Raw genomic sequence first — 17370 nt, forward strand, 5'->3', positions numbered from 1 at the left:
CGCCAGCGGGAAACGGCACGTCAATCGGTGAGTGCGGGATGGGGGGCGGCGAAAGTTTCGCTCGTTTTCAAAGCGGTGCGGCAACCTTCCCGGCCCGCACGGCGACCGGATGGCAGAAGCGGGCCGGGGTGGTGGCCCCTCCGGCCCGCTTCGTCCTCCATTCCCCAGGAAAGGAACGTCCCGTGCGTCCGAGCACCGGCCGTCACCGCAGGACCCGTACCCTCTCCGTCGCCGCGGCGGTCGCCGTCGCCTCCGGAGCGGGCGGCGTCTGCCTCGGTCTGTCCGACGGCGGCGCCGAGGCCGCCTCGACGACGGTCACCGTGTCCAGCACCGCTCAGCTGGAGTCGGCCGTCAAGAACGCCGCCGCCGGTACGACCATCCAGGTGCGCGGCGGCACGTACCGGCCGACCTCCACCCTCAAGTCCACGGCGAACGGCACGAGTTCGGCGCGCATCACGTGGAAGGCGTACGGCCGCGAGAAGGTGAGGATCGACGGGTCGAAGCTCCCCGACGGCTCCTGGCTGGCCGGGATCCACGGCGACCACTGGACGGTGCAGAACCTGACCTTCGTCAACTCCCCGGCGCAGGGCTTCGTCGCCACGTCGTCGGTGGGCGGCGTCTTCAAGAACCTGGTCACCGCGAACAACGGCGACTCCGGGTTCACGCTGCGCGGTGACGGCACGTCCGGCAACCTCGTGCAGAACCTGGACAGTCACGGCAACTACGATCCGGCCGGGCACGGTCAGAACGCCGACGGGATCGCCGTCAAGTTCGGCTCCGGGACGGGCAACAAGATCACCGGGGCGCGTCTGTACAACAACGCGGACGACGGCATCGACCTCTGGCAGTTCTCCTCGCCGGTCACCATCGAGCACACCTGGGCCTTCGGCAACGGCAAGAACCGCTGGAACGACTCCGCCTTCGAGGGCAACGGCAACGGGTTCAAGCTCGGCGGTGGCGGCGCCTCGGTCGCGCATGTCGTCACCGACAACGCGGCCTGGGACAACACCCTGCACGGGTTCACGGAGAACTCCAACACCGGGGCGATCGTGCTGAACCGCAACACCGCCTACGCCAACGCCGAGTCGGGCTTCTACTTCGCCACCGGCAAGGCGCGGTTGGCGCGCAGCCTCGCCGTGAGCAACAAGAGGGGTCCGGCCGAGCTGGGGCCGTCGACCGTGTCCGCGGCGAACGGCTGGGACAGCGGGGTGACCGCCCCTTCCTTCAGGTCCACGGACGCGACGACGGCGTACGGTGCCCGCGAGGCGGACGGATCACTGCCCGCGACGACGTTTCTGACGACGGGCTCCGCCACCATCGGCTCCACGATGAACTAGGTCTCGATCAAGACGAACGCCCCGCCTGTCGTCACAGGCGGGGCGTTCTCCTTGCCGGCCCGAGGGGGGCTCCAGCCGGCGCTGCTGACCGAGGGGGGCTCAGGTCAGCAGGTCCAGGCAGTCGAACGAGGTGCCCGGGCTGAGGTGCGCCGAGCCGCTCGAACCACTGACGATGTCGATCTTCCGTACGTGGTACCGGGCCGTGTCCCTCTTCCATGCACTCCTAGGGACGCCGAACGTGAACATGTGGTTGTTTCCGCGGTACGAACCCGTGGGGAGCGAGTGCGTGGAGGGCTGAACGGGAGCCGAGGGGACGGCCGGACGACCCACCCGTTTGCGGGTCGGGCTTCTTCCGTGCGTGCTCACAGGTCGTGCTCCGGGGGACGGCCCGGAAGAGGCTCCGGGCTGGTGCTTGAACGTTCACTCACTGGTACGTGATGTCAGATGACGAGAACCTGCAGGAGGTTCCATCCGGTCCGGTGCCGAGTTCCTTCGGCTCCTTGCCGCTGCTGTTGCCCTGGAAGCGGACGCAGGTCCGACGGTGACACGGCCGCCCTGCCGATGATCACGTTCTTCAGGACCGCGCCGTCCGCCAGCCGGAAGATCGGGTCCTGGTCCTCCTCCTGGCCACTGCCGCCGAGGGCGCCGGAGCCGTGGAACTTCGTCAGCCTGCCGTCGTACGTGCCCGACACCTCGATCGTCGACGTCACGGCCTTGCTGCCGTTCGCCGTCGGCCAGGAAGCGGCCGCGCCGGCCGAGGACAGCAACGACGTGGTGGTGACGATCGCCGCACCGGTGACGCCGAGCGCAAGGGCCCCGGCGATCACGGCACGCCGCTCGGTGACCTTGCGACGGTGACGGACGCGCTGTTCGGACTGAGCTGCCATGACCCGTTTCCTTGCGTGGCGGGGGACCCTTGCGTCTCCTGGTCGCCACGCGTGGGGAAAAGGTTGCCGGTCCGGAAAGAAATTCTCTACGAGTCCCCGCCGGACGCCGAGTCGTCACCGCCCCGCGACGCGAAGTCGCCCGCCACGGACAACTGCTCGCCGCCCGCCGTGGCCGTCATCGCATAGCTGTCGTCCTTGGCGTCCCGTCCGCCGCGGTCATGGTCGTACTGCCCCGCGAACACCCACTCGCCCGCACGGACCGTACGGCCTTCCTTGAGCACCCAGGTGTAGACGAGGAAGCCGTCCTTCTCCTCGACCGTCAGCGTGAAGTCGTCCTCCGGCAGCGAGCGCCAGGCGCCGGTCGAGGTGACACCGCCGGTCTGGGCGACCTTCAACCGCACGGTGAGCGCGGTGAGTTGTTCGCTGGTCCTGAGGGTCAGATTGCTCTGCGCCCAGAAGTCGTTGCTGTGCGGGTCCACCGAGCCGTCCGACCGCAGGGGGCCGTCCTCCTCGCCCTTGGCGGCGGGCGGCCGCGCCGGGGTGGTCCGCGCCGGAGCCTCGGTCGTCTCGCGGGACCGCGGTGTGTCCTCGGGCGTCGGGTCGGCCGGCGGGGCGGGCGGGACAGGGGCGCGGCTCGTCGCCTCCGGCGACGGGGTGGGCGTCGGCGACGTGGCCACCGACTGCTGCGGGGTGTCGTCCTTGACGGCGGACGCCACCGCATAGCCGCCGACCGCGAGGACACCGGCCACCGCGGCCGTGGCGGTCGCCACCCGGAACCAGCCGTAGACCGGCGGACGGATCGCCCGGTGGTCGGGGCGGGTCTGCTCGGTCATGCCGCGCTCGACGCGGGCCAGGATCCGCTCGCGGTTGGGCTCGTGCGCCTCGGCCGCCTCGTGCAGCCGGGCGCGCAGTTCGTCGTGCACGTCCCGCTGCATCATCGGTTCCTTCCTCCGGCGTTCCCGTTGCGGGCCATCGCCGCCGCGTGCACCTTGAGCGGAGCGCCCTGCGCCCCGAGCAGCCGCTGCAGCTCGGCCATCCCCTTCGAGGTCTGGCTCTTCACCGTACCGACCGAGACGCCCAGGGCGAGCGCGGTGTCCTTCTCGGAGAGATCGAAGGCGTGCCGCAGCACCACGCAGGCGCGTTTGCGGAACGGGAGTCTACGCAATGCCTCCTGGACGTCGACGACGCCCGCGACGTCCGGGTTCTCGACCTTCTCCTCGCGCTGCGACCAGAACAGGGCGATACGCCGCCGCTCCCGGACGGCGCTGCGGATCCTGGTGCGGGCCAGGTTGGCCACGACCCCGCGCGCGTACGCCACCGGATGGTCGGCCGCCCGGACCCGGTCCCAGCGGTGCCACAGCGCCAGCAACGCGTCCGCGGCCAGATCGTCGGCGGCGTCCGCCTCGCCCGTGAGCAGATGGGCCAGTCGCGACAGTTCGGCGTAGTGGCGCTCGAAGAAAGTGTGGAACTCCACGGAGGCGGCGTCGTCGACGACTGTGCCCACGGGCGACCTCTCCTGCCTGTGCGTGCCATGTGGATGACATGTGCTTGTCCGGAGATCATCCGGGCGAGATGCGGAAGCGTAGCAGCGATCGAGTACGAGGTTCGTACGAGGCTTCGAACGCCGTGTGGCAGGCCGTACGTTGAACGGCGCTGATTCCGTAACACGGAGAAAACCTGAAACGGGTTCAACGCGGGAACAATCCAGCCAGCATCCGCACACCGATCACGTACGCACCGAGGAGCGACCCTCATGTCCGAATCCCAGAAGGTGACCGACCGGCAAAGTGCCACGCCAGCAGGCGTGAACAGCGTCGACCGGTTCTTCAAGATCTCCGCGCGGGGATCCACCTTCGGCCGTGAGATACGCGGCGGCTTCGCCACGTTCTTCACTATGGCCTACATACTTGTCCTGAATCCCATCATCCTCGGCAGCGCGAAGGACAAGTTCGGCCAGCAGCTGGACGCGGTCCAACTCACCACCGCCACCGCCCTGGTGGCCGCGGTCATGACGATCATCATGGGGGTCGGCGGCAACCTGCCGCTCGCGCTCGCGGCCGGCCTGGGCCTGAACGCCGTGGTCGCCTTCCAGATCGCGCCGTTGATGTCCTGGGACGACGCGATGGGACTGGTCGTCCTCGAAGGACTGCTGATCTGCGTGCTCGTGGTCACCGGTCTGCGCGAGGCCGTCATGCACGCCATACCGCAACCGCTCAAGCAGGCGATCAGCGTCGGCATCGGCCTGTTCATCGCGTTCATCGGCTTCGTCGACGCCGGGTTCGTCAGCCGCATCCCGGACGCCGCGAACACCACCGTGCCGGTTCAGCTGGGCGGCACCGGCGCGCTCACCGGATGGCCGATGCTGGTGTTCTGCCTCGGTGTCCTGCTGACGATCGCCCTGCTCGCCCGCAAGGTCAAGGGGGCGATCCTGATCAGCATCGTCACCATGACGCTCGTCGCGATGATCATCAACTCGGTCGCCGACATCAAGGCCTGGGGCCTGACCACGCCGGCGTGGCCCGACAAGGTGGTGGACACCCCCGACTTCGGACTCATCGGCGACTTCAGCCTGTTCGGCGCGTTCGGCGCGACCACGGTCATCACCGTCGTCCTGCTCGTCTTCACCCTCGTCCTGTCCGACTTCTTCGACACCATGGGCACGGTCGTCGGCGTCAGCGCCGAGGCGGGGCTGCTGGACGAGCAGGGCAAGGTGCCGGGCCTCGGCCGGGTCCTGCTGATCGACGGCGCCGCGGCCGCCGCCGGAGGCGCGGCCTCGGCGTCCTCCGCCACCTCCTACATCGAGTCGGCGGCCGGCGTCGGCGAGGGCGCGCGCACGGGCTTCGCCAACCTCGTCACCGGCGGCCTCTTCGCCCTGGCCCTCTTCCTGACCCCGCTGCTCACCATCGTCCCGCTCCAGGCGGCCGCGCCCGCCCTGGTCGCCGTCGGCTTCCTGATGATGACCCAGGTCAAGTACATCGACTGGGACAAGTACGAGATCGCCATCCCGGCGTTCCTGACCATCGCCGTCATGCCGTTCACCTACTCGATCACCAACGGCATCGGGGCGGGGTTCCTCTCCTACGTCGTGATCAAGGTGGTGCTCGGGAAGGCGAAGGAGGTGCACTGGCTGCTGTGGGGGACCTCGGCGCTGTTCCTGGTGTACTTCGCGATCGACCCGATCGAGCAGCTCTTGGGCGTGAAGTAGCACCCGCCCTCGCGCGAGGGCCGACCCTTCGGAGGGGCCGGCCCTCGCGCAGCTCTAGTCCTTGAGTGCCGCCTCCATCACCTTCCGGGCCACGGGGGCGGCCAGTCCGTTGCCGCTGACCTCCGAGCGCGCCGCGTCCGACTGCTCGACGACCACCGCCACCGCGACCTCCTTGCCGCCGGCCTTGCCGTAGGACGTGAACCAGGCGTACGGCGTCTTGCTGTTGTTCTCGCCATGCTGGGCGGTGCCCGTCTTGCCGCCCACCGTCGCGCCCGGGATCCGCGCGTTGGTGCCCGTGCCCTTCTCGACGACCGTCCGCATCGCCGACTGCAGCTGCTCGGCCGTGCCGGAGCTGACGACCTCCGTCGTCCCGGCGCTGTCGTCGTAGTTCTCCAGGGTGTCCCCGCCGCCGTCGGTGATCCGGGACACCATGTGCGGCGAGACCAGCTTGCCGTCGTTGGCGATGGCCGCCGACACCATGGCCATCTGCAGCGGCGTCGCGGTCACGTCGAACTGGCCGATGCCGGACAGCGCGGTCTGCGCCTTGTCCATGCCCGTCGGGTACACCGACTCGTACGCCCTCACCGGCACGTCCTGCGCCTCGTCGTCGAACCCGAACTTCTCCGCCATCGCCCTGACCTTGTCCTGGCCCAGGTCGACGGCCAGGCTGCCGAAGACGTTGTTGCACGAGTACTGCAGGGCCACCCGGATCGAGGCGTTCTCGCACGGGGCCGACGGGTTCTCGTTGGTCAGCTTGCCGCTCGACTGCGGCAGCGGGTACGGATCCGGGCTGTCCGTCTTCTCGTCCACCGACGAGTACAGCCCGTCCTCCAGCGCCGCCGCCGCGACGACCAGCTTGAACGTCGAACCCGGCGGCAGCGGCTGGCGCAGCGCGCGGTTCGTCATCGGCTTGTCGGAGTCCTCGGTCAGCCGTTTCCAGGCGTCCGAGTCACCCGTGGTGATCTTCGACGGGTCGTACGACGGAGTGGAGACGACCCCCAGGATCCTGCCCGTGGCCGGGTCGATCGCGACGGCGGCGCCCTTGTTGTCCCCGAGCGCCTCGTACGCGGCCTTCTGCACGTCCGGATCGATCGTCGTGATCACGTTGCCCGGGTCGGAGCGCTTGTTCGTGACCGTGTCCAGCACGCTCTTGAGCCGGTTGTCGGTGCCGTCGAGCAGGTCCCGGTAGATCCCCTCCAGCTGTGTCGCCCCGAACGCCTGCGAGCTGTAGCCCGTGACCGCCGCGTACAGCGGGCCGTCCGTGTACGTCCGCTTGTAGGCGAGGTCGCCGCTCTTCATCCGGGCGGAGCCGGTGACGGCCTTCCCGCCCACGACGATGTTGCCGAGCGGCTCGCTGTACAGCTCGATCGTGTTCCGCCGGTTGTCCTTGTCGTCCGCGAGCGCCTGACCGTCGTAGAACTGCACCCAGGTCGCCCTGACCAGCAGGGCGAGAACGAGGAGCAGCGCGAAGACGGAGGCCCGCCTGATCGTCTTGTTCATCCCACTACAGGGACGACCGGGGTGGGGGCAATCGTTCCTTGCGCCCCGTTTTCTCATCGACTGTTCATGAAGCCCGCCTCGTACGCGGCGATCACGGCCTGGGTGCGGTCCCGGGTGCCGGTCTTCGCCAGGACGGCCGCCACGTGCGACTTCACGGTGGCGGGGCCGACCTCCATGCGCCGGGCGATCTCCGCGTTGGTCAGGCCCTGCGCCATCAGCCGCAGCACGTCGCTCTCCCGGGCCGTGAGCCTCGCCACCCAGGGCGCGGGCGCGGGGGTCGCGCGCGCGTGCTCCGCCGCGAGGGCACGCACGGCCGACGGGAAGAGCAGGGTGTCGCTGTGCGCGAGCAGCCGCACGGCCTGGACGAGCGCGTCGGCGTCCGCCCGCTTCAGCAGGAACCCGGCGGCTCCGGCGCGCAGGGCGTCGTACACGTAGGAGTCGTTCTCGAAGGTGGTCACGACGACGATGCGGGGCGGGTCGTCGAGCGTGGCCAGGATCTGCTCGGTGGCGCGGATGCCGTCGATCTCCGGCATCCGTACGTCCATGAGGACCACGTCGGGCCGCCGCTCGCGCACCACGGACACGGCCTCGGCCCCGGTCGCCGCCTCACCGACCACCTCCAGGTCCGGCTCGGCGGAAAGGATGGCGCGCAGGGCGCTGCGGACCATGCGTTCGTCGTCGGCGAGGACGATCCGGATCGTCATGCGGGTCCCTTCATGGGCAGTCGTACGTGCAGTCGCCACACCCCCTGGTCGGCGCCGGCCCGTGCCGTCCCGCCCAGCAGCCGGGCCCGGTCGGCGATGCCCCCGAGACCGTGGCCGCCGCCGGGCCGGCCGCGGGATGCGCGCTCCACCGGGTTCTCGACGGTGATCTCCAGATACTCGTCGACCACCGCGATCCGCAGGGTCACGGCCACCCGTTCACCGGCGTGCTTGAGAGCGTTGCTCAACCCCTCCTGCACGATGCGGTAGGCCTCGCGGGACAGGACGGGCGGCAGGGCCCCGGGGTCGGCGGGCACCGTGGCGGTCACCCGCAGCCCGCTCGCGCGCGTGCGGCGCAGAAGTCCTTCGAGGTCGGCGGCGAGGGTCGGCGCGGGGGCCGTGCCCGGAGCGTCGCCGTCGCGCAACACGCCCAGTACGGCGTCGAGTTCGCCGACCGTGCGCCGGGTGGTGTCCTCGATGGCGGCGAGGGCCTCGCGGACGAACTCCGGGTCGCTGTCGAGGACCCGGCGGGCGGCGCTCGCCTGGAGAGTGACGGCACTGAGGGCATGCCCGACGGAGTCGTGCAGTTCACGCGCGAGCCGGTTGCGTACGGCGAGGTCCGCGGCCCGCGCCTCGGCCGCCGCGAGCCGGTCCTCGTGGGTGGGGCCGAGCAGGACGGGCGCCCACCGGGCCAGCAGCGCGCCCGAGACCGCCGCGCAGCCCGCCAGCGCGATCAGCATCGCCACCCCCGCCACCGGCGCGAGCGCCGTCACCCAGGCCTGGTCGAGGGCTTCGGGCAGCTCCAGGCGGCCGCCACCCAGCCACTCGATCAACGGCAGCGCGACGAGGAAGGCGGCGAACGGCGGCACCGCCAGCGACATCCCGGCGATGATCCCGCCGAACCCGAGGTGCAGCGTGAACCAGGCCGCCGTACGTCCCTTCGCCTCCCGCGTCCGGGCCGGCCCGACGGCGAGCAGCTCCCCTTCGACCCCGCACAGCCACTGCACGGCGCCGGCCTCCAGCGGCCGGGTCAGCGGGAACAGCACGGAGGTGAGCGAGGCGAGGGGCAGGCCGACGGCGAAGGAGAGCACCTGGAGGGAGAAGTCGTGGAACACGTACCGGGCGTCCATGGCGGGACCGACGATGATCTGGCCCACGAAGACGTACGGCATGGCGAGCGCGCCGCCGATGATCAGATGCAGCCACCTGCGCCGCGCCCGCCTGCCGAACAGGAAGCGGATGAACCGGCTCATGCCGGGGTGCGGTCACGGCTCGCGGAGCGTTCCGCGAGGAAGTGGACGCCGAGGCTGGCGACGAGCAGGCCGACGATCATCTGGCCAGCGTAGGCGAGGCCCATCAGCGGCGAAGGGTCGTCGGCCACTTCGGTCAGCGACGCCAGCGACAACCAGCCCGCCCAGCAGGCGGTGGCCGCGGAGCCGACCCAGAGGAGGGCGAGCGGCAGCCGGACGGGCAGCGGCCGGCCGCGCCGGAAGGCGAGCAGCAGCCCACCCGTGACGGCCATGGCGAGGAAGACGGCCGACAGCACCTCCATGATGTGGAAGCCGCTCGTCCGGGCGTCGACCTGGGAGTCGTCCAGCCCGACGGTCGCGCCGCACGCCCACAGGACGTGGACCGACAAGGGGAGCGGGGCGAGTGCGGCGGCCGTGACGGCGACGGCTCGCTGGGCCGCCCCGATGAGGCCGACCGGCAGCTCCCAGACCCGGCCCGCCCACAGTCCGCCCCAGCGGTCGCGGGCGTACAGCACGAACAGGGTGCCGAGGGCGAGGCCCTGCACGATGAACCCGACGTAGACGACCCCGAACACCCAGGCGTCGAGGAACGGCTCCCCGCTGTCGGCGGTGGTGGCCGTGGTGCCGCCGAGCGCGTCGACCAGCAGCTGCGCCGGGAACCCGGCCATGATCGGTGCGAGCAGGCCGGTCGCCACCCAGGCCGGGACGCCCAGCAGCCACGCGGGCACCCGCAGCCCCCAGGGCCGGGTCAGGACCAGCGCCAGCACGATCACGGCCCCGTCCATGAGCACGGTGACGCCGTTGGCGACGGCCATGGTCGCCCGGTGCTCCAGCAGCGAGCTGCCGTCCGGGATCCCGAGCCGACTCCCCGCGATCCAGGCGAACTTGAGCGACAGGTACGGCACGCACGCGAGCACGGTGACGGCGCGCAGGATCCGACGGGAGCGGCTGAGGCCGGTCGGGGTCGTCACCTGCGAGGGGGCGAGTGTCTGCGTCATGCGTCCACGCTCCCGTGCGGGCGGTGCCCGGCACCTCCTGCGCGCCGACGATCCGTGTCCGCCGGACGGGGGAGAGGCCCTCACCCCTCCAGGTGCAGCACGACCTCGTCGATCTCCTCCCCCCGCGCGTGGGCGAAGCCCCGGGCCCGCGCGGTCACCCGGAACCCGCACTTGCGCAGCACCCGCAGCGAGCCCTCGTTGTCCGCCGCGGCCCGTGCGTACAGCGGGCGTTCGGGAACCTCGGCGAGCAACTCCCGCAGCGCGGCCGTGGCGACACCCCGGCCCCAGTACGCGCGGTCCACCCAGTACGTCACCTCACGCTCACCGGGCTCCCCGTACACGGCCGCGCTGCCCACCACGTCCCCGTCGGCCAGGATCGTGCGCAGGACGTCCGACGAGGACCGGATCCGCCGCCAGTGGGCGTCGAAGGCGTCCCGGTCGGCCGGGTCCTTGGGTGTGAAGGCCGCCATGCGCAGGGCCTCCGGGTCGTTCATCTGCCGGTAGAACACCGGCAGATCGCTGTCGTGCACCTCGCGCAGTACCACATCCATGGGGACATCCATGGGGCCAGAGCCTACGGAAGGCTCAGAGCCTGCGGGTGGCCAGCGTGAGCCTGTCCCGCGCGTCGAACAGCGCGTCCTTGACCATCTGCTCGTGCGCGGGCGTCAGCCGTGCCACCGGCACCGAGCAGCTGATCGCGTCACGGGCCGGGGTGCGGTAGGGGATCGCGACGCCGAAGCAGCGCAGACCGAGGGTGTTCTCCTCACGGTCGACGGCGAAGCCCTGGTCGCGGACCTGGTGGAGCTCCTCGATGAGCTTCTCGCGGTCGGTGATCGTGTTCTCGGTGAGCGCCGGCAGCGTCTCCGGGAGCATCTTGCGCACCTGCTCGTCCGTGTAGGTGCTCAGCAGGGCCTTGCCGAGGGAGGTCGAGTGCGCGGGCAGCCGGCGCCCCACCCGGGTGAAGGGGCGCAGATAGTGCTGGGACTGGCGGGTGGCCAGGTAGACGACGTTCGTGCCGTCCAGCCGCGCCAGGTGGATGGTCTCGGTCGTGTCGTCCGAGAGGCGGTCCAGCGTCGGGCGGGCCGCGGCGACCACCTCGTCGCCGTCGATGTACGAGGTGCCGACCAGCAAGGCCCGTACGCCGATGCCGTAGCGCGTGCCCGTGGCGTCCGTCTCCACCCAGCCCAGCTCGACGAGCGTGCGCAGCAGCATGTAGAGGCTGGACTTGGGGTAGCCGACGGCCTCCTGGACCGACGCCAGGGAGTGCATACCGGGGCGTCCGGCGAAGTATTCGAGCAGTTCAACCGTCCGCACCGCGGACTTGACCTGCGACCCGCCGCCCGTCTCGCCAGCCGACATCGCCCTTGACCCCTTCGTTCGACGGGAAATAGTCTCCCCAGCGTATTCATCATCGGGGACGGCGTTCAGTATATCGAACGCCCCTGGTGGATGACCCAGTACTGCGGCATTACATGTGTGGAGGGACCCGCGGTGGCAGCAGCACCAGTCTGGAGTGTCGACCCCCGAACCGGGAAGCAGCGTGAACAGGTTGCGGTGGAGGCCACAGCCCAGGAGGTGGACACCGCCGTCCGCGCCGCCCACGAGGCGCGCGGCGCCCTGGCCGACCGCACGGTCCGCTCGGCCTTCCTGCGCACCGCCGCCGACAAGCTCCAGGCCGCGAAGGACCAGCTCGTCGAGGCCGCCGACGCCGAGACCGCGCTCGGACCGGTCCGCCTCACCGGTGAACTCGCCCGCACCTGCTACCAGCTGAGGGCCTTCGCGGACATCGTCGACGAGGGCGCCTTCCTGGACGTCGTCATCAACCACCCCGACGACACCGCCACCCCGCCGATCCCGGACCTGCGCCGCTACAAGGTGCCCCTCGGCGTCGTCGCCGTGTACTCGGCGTCCAACTTCCCCTTCGCCTTCTCCGTCGCCGGCGGCGACACCGCGAGCGCGCTGGCCGCGGGATGCCCGGTCGTCGTCAAGGCGCACCCCGACCACCCGGGCCTGTCCGAGCTGGTCGCGCACGTGCTGCGTACGGCCGCCGCCGAGCACGGCGTCCCGGCCGGCGTCGTGGGTCTCGTCCATGGCTTCGAGGCCGGTATCGAGCTGATCGAGCACCCGCTGGTCGCCGCCGCCGGATTCACCGGTTCCGTGAAGGGCGGGCGTGCGCTGTTCGACGCGGCGGCGGCGCGCCCGGTGCCGATCCCGTTCCACGGCGAGCTGGGTTCGCTGAACCCGGTCGTCGTCACCGAGGCGGCGGCGGCCGAGCGGGCCGAGGCGATCGGTGCCGGTCTCGCCGGGTCCATGACGCTGGGCGTGGGGCAGTTCTGCGTGAAGCCGGGGCTCGTGCTGGTGCCGTCCGGCGCGGCGGGCGACGGCCTGGTCAAGTCGCTCACGGACGCCGTCAGCGACACCGAGGCCGGGGTCCTGCTCGACCACCGGATGCGCGACAACTTCATCGCCGGCGTCGCCGAGCGCGCACAACTGCCCGAGGTGGAGTCGCCGGTGACGCCGGGCGCGGGCGGCGAGCACACCGTCAGTGCCGGGTTCCTCACGGTCGCCGCGAGCAAGCTGGCCGAGGAGGGCGCCTACGACCTGCTCCTGGAGGAGTGCTTCGGGCCGGTCACCGTGGTGGTCCGCTACGAGGACGAGGCCGAGGCGACGGGCGTGCTCTCGCGGCTGCCGGGCAACCTGACGGCGACGGTGCACCTGTCGGCCGAGGAGGCCGCCGGTGAGGGGCGTGGCGCGGAGATCCTGCAGGAGCTGACCCCGCTGGCCGGGCGCGTGCTGGTCAACGGTTGGCCGACCGGTGTCGCCGTGGCGCCGGCCCAGCACCACGGCGGTCCGTACCCGGCGACGACCTCGACGTCCACGTCGGTGGGCGGTACCGCCGTCGAGCGGTGGCTGCGGCCGGTGGTGTACCAGGGGGCGCCCCAGGCGCTGCTGCCCGCGGAGCTGCGGGACGACAACCCGCTGGGGCTGCCGCGCCGGTTCAACGGCCGGCTGGAGCGCTGAGGGTCCTTCGGCAAGGACCGCCGAGACCGGTCAGCCCGCGTTCGACTCCAGGCCCGCGTCCCGGGCCAGGAGCGCCGCCTGGACCCGGTTCTCGCAGTGGAGCTTGGTCAGGATGCGGCTGACGTAGGTCTTCACCGTGGCCTCGCTCATGTGCAGCCGAGCGCCCGCGTCCGCGTTGGACAGGCCCTCGCCCAGGAGGGCCAGGACGTCCCGCTCCCGTTCGGTCAGCCCCGCGAGGCGGCGGCGGGCCTCCTCGCCGCGCGCGGTGGCGGTGGGGGAGGCGAGGGTGTCCACGACGTGCCGGGTGGCGGCCGGGGAGAGGTAGGCGTTGCCGGCCGCCGCCGCGCGGACCGCGTGGATCAACTCCTGCGGCGCCGAGTCCTTCAGCAGGAAGCCCGCCCCGCCGTGGCCGAGGGCGCGCAGGACGTTGTCGCGTTCACCGAACGTGGTCAGGATCAGCACGCGCACGTCCGGCGCCGCCCGGGCGATCTCGGCCAGTGCGGTCAGCCCGTCCATCACCGGCATCCGGATGTCCAGCAGGGCCACGTCCACCGCGGTGCTCCGGGCGGTCTCCACCGCCTCCCGGCCGTCCGCCGCCTCGGCCACCACGTCGATGTCGTCGGCCGAGGTGAGGATCATCCTGATGCCGGCCCTGATGAGCGGCTCGTCGTCGGCGACGAGGACCCGGATCACGCGGCCTCCTGCGCGGTGTCGGTGCGATGTACGGATGGCTGAGCCCCGCCATCATGCCCGATCCGGTCATGTGTGCGACCGTCGTCGCCGGTCGTCCCCCCCGCCCGGTCGTCACGTCCCGTTCACAGCTCGTCCTTGTAGGTCGCCTTCGCGACCAGCTTGCCGTCCCGGAAGCAGAACCGGTAGACGATGTCGTCGTCGACGTCCAGGTAGTGACGGCAGGCCGCACCCTCCGGCAGCGGCGGACCCTGCCTGTCCTGGCCGTCGGTGAGCAGCGAACTGCCCCCCGGCAGCTTGGCCTTCACGTCCGCCTCGGCGTCGCCGATCTTCGCGGACTTGTACGTGCTCGCCGAGATGGTGCCGCTCTCCACCTCGTCCCACAGCGCCTTCAGGCCCCAGGCCCCGAGGGCGACGACGCCCACGATCAGGACGGCGGCGGTGACGGCGCAGCCGAGGGCGACCTTCTTCTTGCTGCTCATGATGGCGGCGAACTCCCTTTGCGGATCGGACCGGTCCTTGACCGCTCCACCGTCGCCCGCCGCGTCCTGCTCCCACTGCCCCCGAAAGTCTTCGTCCTGGGCGACGGAGGTCGCCCCCTCCCGGTGCGGCCGCGCCTCGCCCCCGCTGTAGGGCAGCACACCGGCGAGGCGGAACCCGCCGTCCGGGGTAGGGGCGGTGTGCACCATGCCGCCCACCAGCCGGGCCCGCTCCCGCAGGCCCGCCAGCCCCTGGCCGCCGCTGACCGCGGGCGGGGAGGCCGGCGCCCCGGACGGCACGGGCCCGTTGGCCACCTCGACCACCAGGCTGTCCGGTTCATAGCGCAGCGCCACGCTGATCGGGGCGCCCGGCGCGTGCTTGTGCGCGTTCGTCAGGCCCTCCTGGGCGATGCGGTACGCCGCGTGGTCGGCGGCGGGCGCGAGCGGCCGTACCGCGCCCGAGCGATGCAGCTCGACGGCGGCCCCCGCGGCCCGCGACGCCTCGACCAGGCCGTCGACGGTGGCCGCCCCCCGGGCCGTCGGGGCCTCGGCGTCGGACGGGTCCGTCCCCTGCCCGGCAGGCGCCGCGACGCCGTCGCGCAGGATGCCCACCGCCTCGCGCAGTTCCCGCATCGCCGTCCTGGAGGCCTCCCGCAGGATGCCCACCCCTTCGCGCTGGCGGTCGCTCAGGTCCGGGTCCACCTCCAGCGCCCCGGTGTGCACGGCGATCAGGGCGAGCTGGTGACCGAGGCTGTCGTGCATGTCCTGGGCGATGCGCTGCCGTTCGAGGAGCCGGGCCTGGCCCGCCACCATCGCCTGTTCGCGCACCAGTTGGGCGTTGTGCCGCCGCAGGGCGTCGAGCAGCGCGTGACGCTGGGCGCGGTACCGGGAGGCGAGCCCCGGCACGACCACCAGTGCCAGGAACGAGCCCGCGGCCAGCACGGCCGTCATGAGCAGCGGCAGTCGCGACTCGCGGTCGGCCGCGTCGTGGGTGGTGAGGGCGACGTTGAGCGCGAACCCGGCGGCGTACGCGGCCAGCGCGCGTCCGGGGCGCATGATGCGGCTGCCCGCCGACCAACTCGCGTAGATCAGCAGCGGTGTCGCACCGGCCACGGCCCCGCCCAGGGCGGACGAGATCAGCAGCACCGTGGCCGGCAGCGAGCGGCGGACCAGTGACAGCACGGCGACGCCCAGGGCGACGGCACCCGCCCGTACCCCGGTTCCGTCGTCCACGACATCGACGAGTGCCGCGAGCCCGGCGAGCACGAGCGTGAGCACGACCTCCCCGACGATCCGCCTGCGGGGCCAGGGGGAGGCGGCGGTGAGCCGCGACCAGAGCGGCCGATCGGTGCGGGGTGTCTGCGTTGCGTCCACGCGCAGACGATAGACAGCCGCACCACGGTGGGCGCATCCGCCCTTCGGCGCGGCCCCCCACGACGAAAGTCGGCGCCCGCTCCCCGCCCTCCCCGTCATCTTTGGTCGTTGCGGCCGTCGACTTACGGAGACTGCGCCCGGCCGCGGCCGGCGGTGACGATGGTTCCGCAGGACACGAACGCCGGCGACAGGGGGTCACCGGCAGGGGGAGGGAAACAGTGGACAGCGCGCGGCGGCAGGCGAACGAGCGTTTCACCATCCGGCAGAAGACCACCCTGATGATCAACCGGTATGTGGTGACCGAGACGCTGCCCGACGGATCCGACGGCAAAGTCGTCGCCTTCGCCGAGCAGAAGCGGATGACGCTCAGGGAGCAGATGACCTTCTACACCGACGAGTCCAAGTCCCAGGTCCTGTTCACCGCCAAGGCCCGCCAGATCCTCGACGTCGGCGCCGTCCTGGAGGTGCGGGACGCGTGGGACAACCCCATCGGCACGTTCCGCAAGAAGTTCGCCGCCTCGCTGCTGCGCTCGACGTGGGAGCTGGACCAGCCGGGCTCGGTCACGGCCGTCGGGCGGGAGCGCAACCGGCTGGTGGCCGTGCTGCGCCGGGTCTGGGAGCTGCTGCCGTTCGACTTCGTGCCGTTCATGTGGCCGTACCACTTCGACTTCACCTCGGGTGACCGGCCGGTGATGCGGGTCGACAAGAAGCTCGGGCTGCGCGACCGCTATCTGGTCGACGTGGCCTCGCCCGATCTGGACCTGCGCCTCGCCCTCGCCCAGGCCGTGGCCCTGGACGCGCTCCAGTCCCGCTGACCGGATCACCGCCGGGGGCCCCGGCGCCGGGCCGCGCCTGGAAGAATCCCCGCATGGACATGGAGATCCCGGAACTGCCCTTCCCGCTGCGCACGTACGGCCCCGACGGCCACTGGTGCCACGAGGACGGCATCCTGTCCGGATGGGCCGGCCCCCGGCAGGACCGTTTCGTGCCGCCCACCGGCGAGGCCCTGGACCCCGCCTCCGACGCGCCGCGGCTGCTCGGCGCGCCCGAGGGCGACTTCCAGTTGATCGCCCGGGTCACCGTCGGGTTCGCCGGGGCCTTCGACGCCGGGGTCCTCTATGTCCACGTCGGTGAGCGGGCCTGGGCCAAACTGTGCCTGGAGTACTCCCCGGACGTGCCCACCGTGTGCACGGTCGTCACCCGAGGCCACTCCGACGACGCCAACTCCTTCACCGTGGAGGGGAGTTCGGTGTGGCTGCGGGTGAGCCGCACGGGCCGCGCCTTCGCCTTCCACGCCTCCCGCGACGGCGAGCGCTGGACCTTCGTCCGGCTGTTCACCCTCGGCGACGAGAAGGAGACCGGCGCCGCCCTCGTCGGCTTCATGGCACAGTCCCCGATGGGGGAGGGGTGCGTGGTGACGTACGACCACCTGGAGTTCAGGCCGAACTGGATGACGGACCTGCGAGACGGAAGCTGAGCACTACGGCCGGGCGTCGGACCCGGTTCACCCGGACCCCGCTGCCGTCCGAGCGCGTCAACGCCTGCTCCGACACCCGCGGCTGGGCCATGCGCAACCTCGACGAGCCGCTCACCCTCACCGACCTCGCCCGCGATGCCGGCGTCAGCGTCCGCACCCTCACCCGCCGCTTCCACGCCGAGAGCGGTGTGAGCCCGCCGCAATGGCTGCTCCACCGGCGCATCGAGTGCGCCGAGGAGCTGCTGGAGACCACCGGTCTGCCCATGGACCAGGTGGCCCGCGCCTGCGGCCTCGGCACGGCGACTCGCTGCGGGGGCATGTCGTGCGGCGCACGGGGCTGACGCCGAGCGCCCACCGGGCGCAGTTCAGCCGGCTGGGTCAGCCGGGAATGGATCCCGCTGCTTGAATGTTCACCTATAAGCCGGAGGGAGTCTCCGCATCCGCCCGACCT

Annotated in this window: 17 protein-coding genes and 1 pseudogene; 6 read left to right on the top strand and 12 right to left on the bottom strand. The window is 71.6% G+C overall.

Features of this window, described 5'->3' with window-relative positions:
• Positions 1-182 precede the first annotated feature (182 nt).
• The gene (locus ACFYNL_RS37470) at positions 183-1337 is read left to right on the top strand and encodes a right-handed parallel beta-helix repeat-containing protein (protein ID WP_388812079.1); all 1155 of its coding nucleotides are present in this window, start codon (positions 183-185) and stop codon (positions 1335-1337) included.
• Positions 1338-1436: 99 nt separating this feature from the next.
• Here the strand turns inward: ACFYNL_RS37470 and ACFYNL_RS37475 are convergent, their stop codons facing one another.
• The 4 genes from ACFYNL_RS37475 to ACFYNL_RS37490 form a co-directional block, all read right to left on the bottom strand.
• Complete coding sequence (locus tag ACFYNL_RS37475; RefSeq protein ID WP_388812082.1) at positions 1437-1583, bottom strand: hypothetical protein; 147 nt, start codon at positions 1581-1583, stop codon at positions 1437-1439.
• A gap of 194 nt (positions 1584-1777) precedes the next feature.
• The gene (locus tag ACFYNL_RS37480) at positions 1778-2224 is read right to left on the bottom strand and encodes a pectate lyase (RefSeq protein WP_388812084.1); all 447 of its coding nucleotides are present in this window, start codon (positions 2222-2224) and stop codon (positions 1778-1780) included.
• 86 nt (positions 2225-2310) lie between these two features.
• Entirely contained in the window at positions 2311-3162 is an 852-nt protein-coding gene (locus ACFYNL_RS37485) for a hypothetical protein (RefSeq protein WP_388812086.1), read from the bottom strand.
• Complete coding sequence (locus tag ACFYNL_RS37490; protein ID WP_388812089.1) at positions 3159-3728, bottom strand: SigE family RNA polymerase sigma factor; 570 nt, start codon at positions 3726-3728, stop codon at positions 3159-3161. The genes ACFYNL_RS37485 and ACFYNL_RS37490 overlap by 4 nt, the downstream gene beginning before the upstream one ends.
• Before the next feature lie 249 nt (positions 3729-3977).
• Here ACFYNL_RS37490 and ACFYNL_RS37495 point away from each other — a divergent pair, with 249 nt between their 5' ends.
• On the top strand, positions 3978-5429 hold the full coding sequence (locus ACFYNL_RS37495) for an NCS2 family permease (protein WP_388812092.1): 1452 nt from the start codon (positions 3978-3980) through the stop codon (positions 5427-5429).
• 54 nt (positions 5430-5483) lie between these two features.
• Here the strand turns inward: ACFYNL_RS37495 and ACFYNL_RS37500 are convergent, their stop codons facing one another.
• The 6 genes from ACFYNL_RS37500 to ACFYNL_RS37525 all read right to left on the bottom strand — a co-directional run bounded on the left by ACFYNL_RS37500 (position 5484) and on the right by ACFYNL_RS37525 (position 11237).
• Positions 5484-6929: a penicillin-binding transpeptidase domain-containing protein gene (locus ACFYNL_RS37500; RefSeq protein WP_388812095.1), complete on the bottom strand. Its 1446-nt coding sequence runs from the start codon at positions 6927-6929 to the stop codon at positions 5484-5486.
• Between the two features lie 53 nt (positions 6930-6982).
• On the bottom strand, positions 6983-7633 hold the full coding sequence (locus ACFYNL_RS37505) for a response regulator (protein WP_388812098.1): 651 nt from the start codon (positions 7631-7633) through the stop codon (positions 6983-6985).
• Positions 7630-8883 (bottom strand): sensor histidine kinase, encoded by a 1254-nt coding sequence (locus ACFYNL_RS37510; RefSeq protein ID WP_388812101.1) that lies wholly within the window; start codon positions 8881-8883, stop codon positions 7630-7632. The genes ACFYNL_RS37505 and ACFYNL_RS37510 overlap by 4 nt, the downstream gene beginning before the upstream one ends.
• A complete protein-coding gene (locus ACFYNL_RS37515) occupies positions 8880-9878 on the bottom strand; it encodes a hypothetical protein (protein ID WP_388812104.1) in 999 nt (332 codons plus the stop codon). Before ACFYNL_RS37515 ends, ACFYNL_RS37510 begins: the two co-directional genes overlap by 4 nt.
• A gap of 80 nt (positions 9879-9958) precedes the next feature.
• On the bottom strand, positions 9959-10429 hold the full coding sequence (locus ACFYNL_RS37520; RefSeq protein WP_388812369.1) for a GNAT family N-acetyltransferase: 471 nt from the start codon (positions 10427-10429) through the stop codon (positions 9959-9961).
• 34 nt (positions 10430-10463) lie between these two features.
• The gene (locus tag ACFYNL_RS37525) at positions 10464-11237 is read right to left on the bottom strand and encodes an IclR family transcriptional regulator (RefSeq protein WP_388812108.1); all 774 of its coding nucleotides are present in this window, start codon (positions 11235-11237) and stop codon (positions 10464-10466) included.
• 132 nt (positions 11238-11369) lie between these two features.
• Between ACFYNL_RS37525 and ACFYNL_RS37530 the strand changes: the two genes are divergently transcribed.
• Positions 11370-12899 carry an aldehyde dehydrogenase (NADP(+)) gene (locus ACFYNL_RS37530; RefSeq protein ID WP_388812111.1) on the top strand — a complete coding sequence of 510 codons (1530 nt, stop codon included), beginning with the start codon at positions 11370-11372 and terminating at the stop codon, positions 12897-12899.
• A 30-nt stretch (positions 12900-12929) separates the two neighbouring features.
• Here ACFYNL_RS37530 and ACFYNL_RS37535 read toward each other — a convergent pair whose 3' ends face one another.
• Both ACFYNL_RS37535 and ACFYNL_RS37540 read right to left on the bottom strand, forming a co-directional pair.
• Positions 12930-13592 (bottom strand): response regulator, encoded by a 663-nt coding sequence (locus tag ACFYNL_RS37535; protein ID WP_388812114.1) that lies wholly within the window; start codon positions 13590-13592, stop codon positions 12930-12932.
• Between the two features lie 122 nt (positions 13593-13714).
• Positions 13715-15442, bottom strand: coding sequence for a sensor histidine kinase (locus tag ACFYNL_RS37540; RefSeq protein WP_388812117.1), 1728 nt, complete (start codon positions 15440-15442; stop codon positions 13715-13717).
• Positions 15443-15660: 218 nt separating this feature from the next.
• On the opposite strand from ACFYNL_RS37540, the gene ACFYNL_RS37545 reads away from it, so the two are divergent.
• The 3 genes and pseudogenes from ACFYNL_RS37545 to ACFYNL_RS37555 form a co-directional block, all read left to right on the top strand.
• Positions 15661-16257, top strand: coding sequence for a hypothetical protein (locus ACFYNL_RS37545; protein ID WP_388812120.1), 597 nt, complete (start codon positions 15661-15663; stop codon positions 16255-16257).
• 53 nt (positions 16258-16310) lie between these two features.
• Complete coding sequence (locus ACFYNL_RS37550; RefSeq protein WP_388812123.1) at positions 16311-16919, top strand: DUF1349 domain-containing protein; 609 nt, start codon at positions 16311-16313, stop codon at positions 16917-16919.
• Between the two features lie 11 nt (positions 16920-16930).
• Positions 16931-17325 (top strand): annotated as a pseudogene (locus ACFYNL_RS37555) (helix-turn-helix domain-containing protein); the annotation flags it as partial.
• Positions 17326-17370: the final 45 nt, after the last annotated feature.

The sequence above is a fragment of the Streptomyces sp. NPDC007808 genome (assembly GCF_042868655.1).
GTDB lineage: Bacteria > Actinomycetota > Actinomycetes > Streptomycetales > Streptomycetaceae > Streptomyces.

What these genes read in the sequence shown, in the direction of transcription:
- ACFYNL_RS37475 (WP_388812082.1), bottom strand. Translation starts at nt 1,583, where the DNA reads ATGTTCACGTTCGGCGTCCCTAGGAGTGCATGGAAGAGGGACACGGCC.
- ACFYNL_RS37480 (WP_388812084.1), bottom strand. Translation starts at nt 2,224, where the DNA reads ATGGCAGCTCAGTCCGAACAGCGCGTCCGTCACCGTCGCAAGGTCACC.
- ACFYNL_RS37485 (WP_388812086.1), bottom strand. Translation starts at nt 3,162, where the DNA reads ATGATGCAGCGGGACGTGCACGACGAACTGCGCGCCCGGCTGCACGAG.
- ACFYNL_RS37495 (WP_388812092.1), top strand. Translation starts at nt 3,978, where the DNA reads ATGTCCGAATCCCAGAAGGTGACCGACCGGCAAAGTGCCACGCCAGCA.
- ACFYNL_RS37500 (WP_388812095.1), bottom strand. Translation starts at nt 6,929, where the DNA reads ATGAACAAGACGATCAGGCGGGCCTCCGTCTTCGCGCTGCTCCTCGTT.
- ACFYNL_RS37505 (WP_388812098.1), bottom strand. Translation starts at nt 7,633, where the DNA reads ATGACGATCCGGATCGTCCTCGCCGACGACGAACGCATGGTCCGCAGC.
- ACFYNL_RS37510 (WP_388812101.1), bottom strand. Translation starts at nt 8,883, where the DNA reads ATGAGCCGGTTCATCCGCTTCCTGTTCGGCAGGCGGGCGCGGCGCAGG.
- ACFYNL_RS37515 (WP_388812104.1), bottom strand. Translation starts at nt 9,878, where the DNA reads ATGACGCAGACACTCGCCCCCTCGCAGGTGACGACCCCGACCGGCCTC.
- ACFYNL_RS37520 (WP_388812369.1), bottom strand. Translation starts at nt 10,429, where the DNA reads ATGGATGTGGTACTGCGCGAGGTGCACGACAGCGATCTGCCGGTGTTC.
- ACFYNL_RS37525 (WP_388812108.1), bottom strand. Translation starts at nt 11,237, where the DNA reads ATGTCGGCTGGCGAGACGGGCGGCGGGTCGCAGGTCAAGTCCGCGGTG.
- ACFYNL_RS37550 (WP_388812123.1), top strand. Translation starts at nt 16,311, where the DNA reads ATGGACATGGAGATCCCGGAACTGCCCTTCCCGCTGCGCACGTACGGC.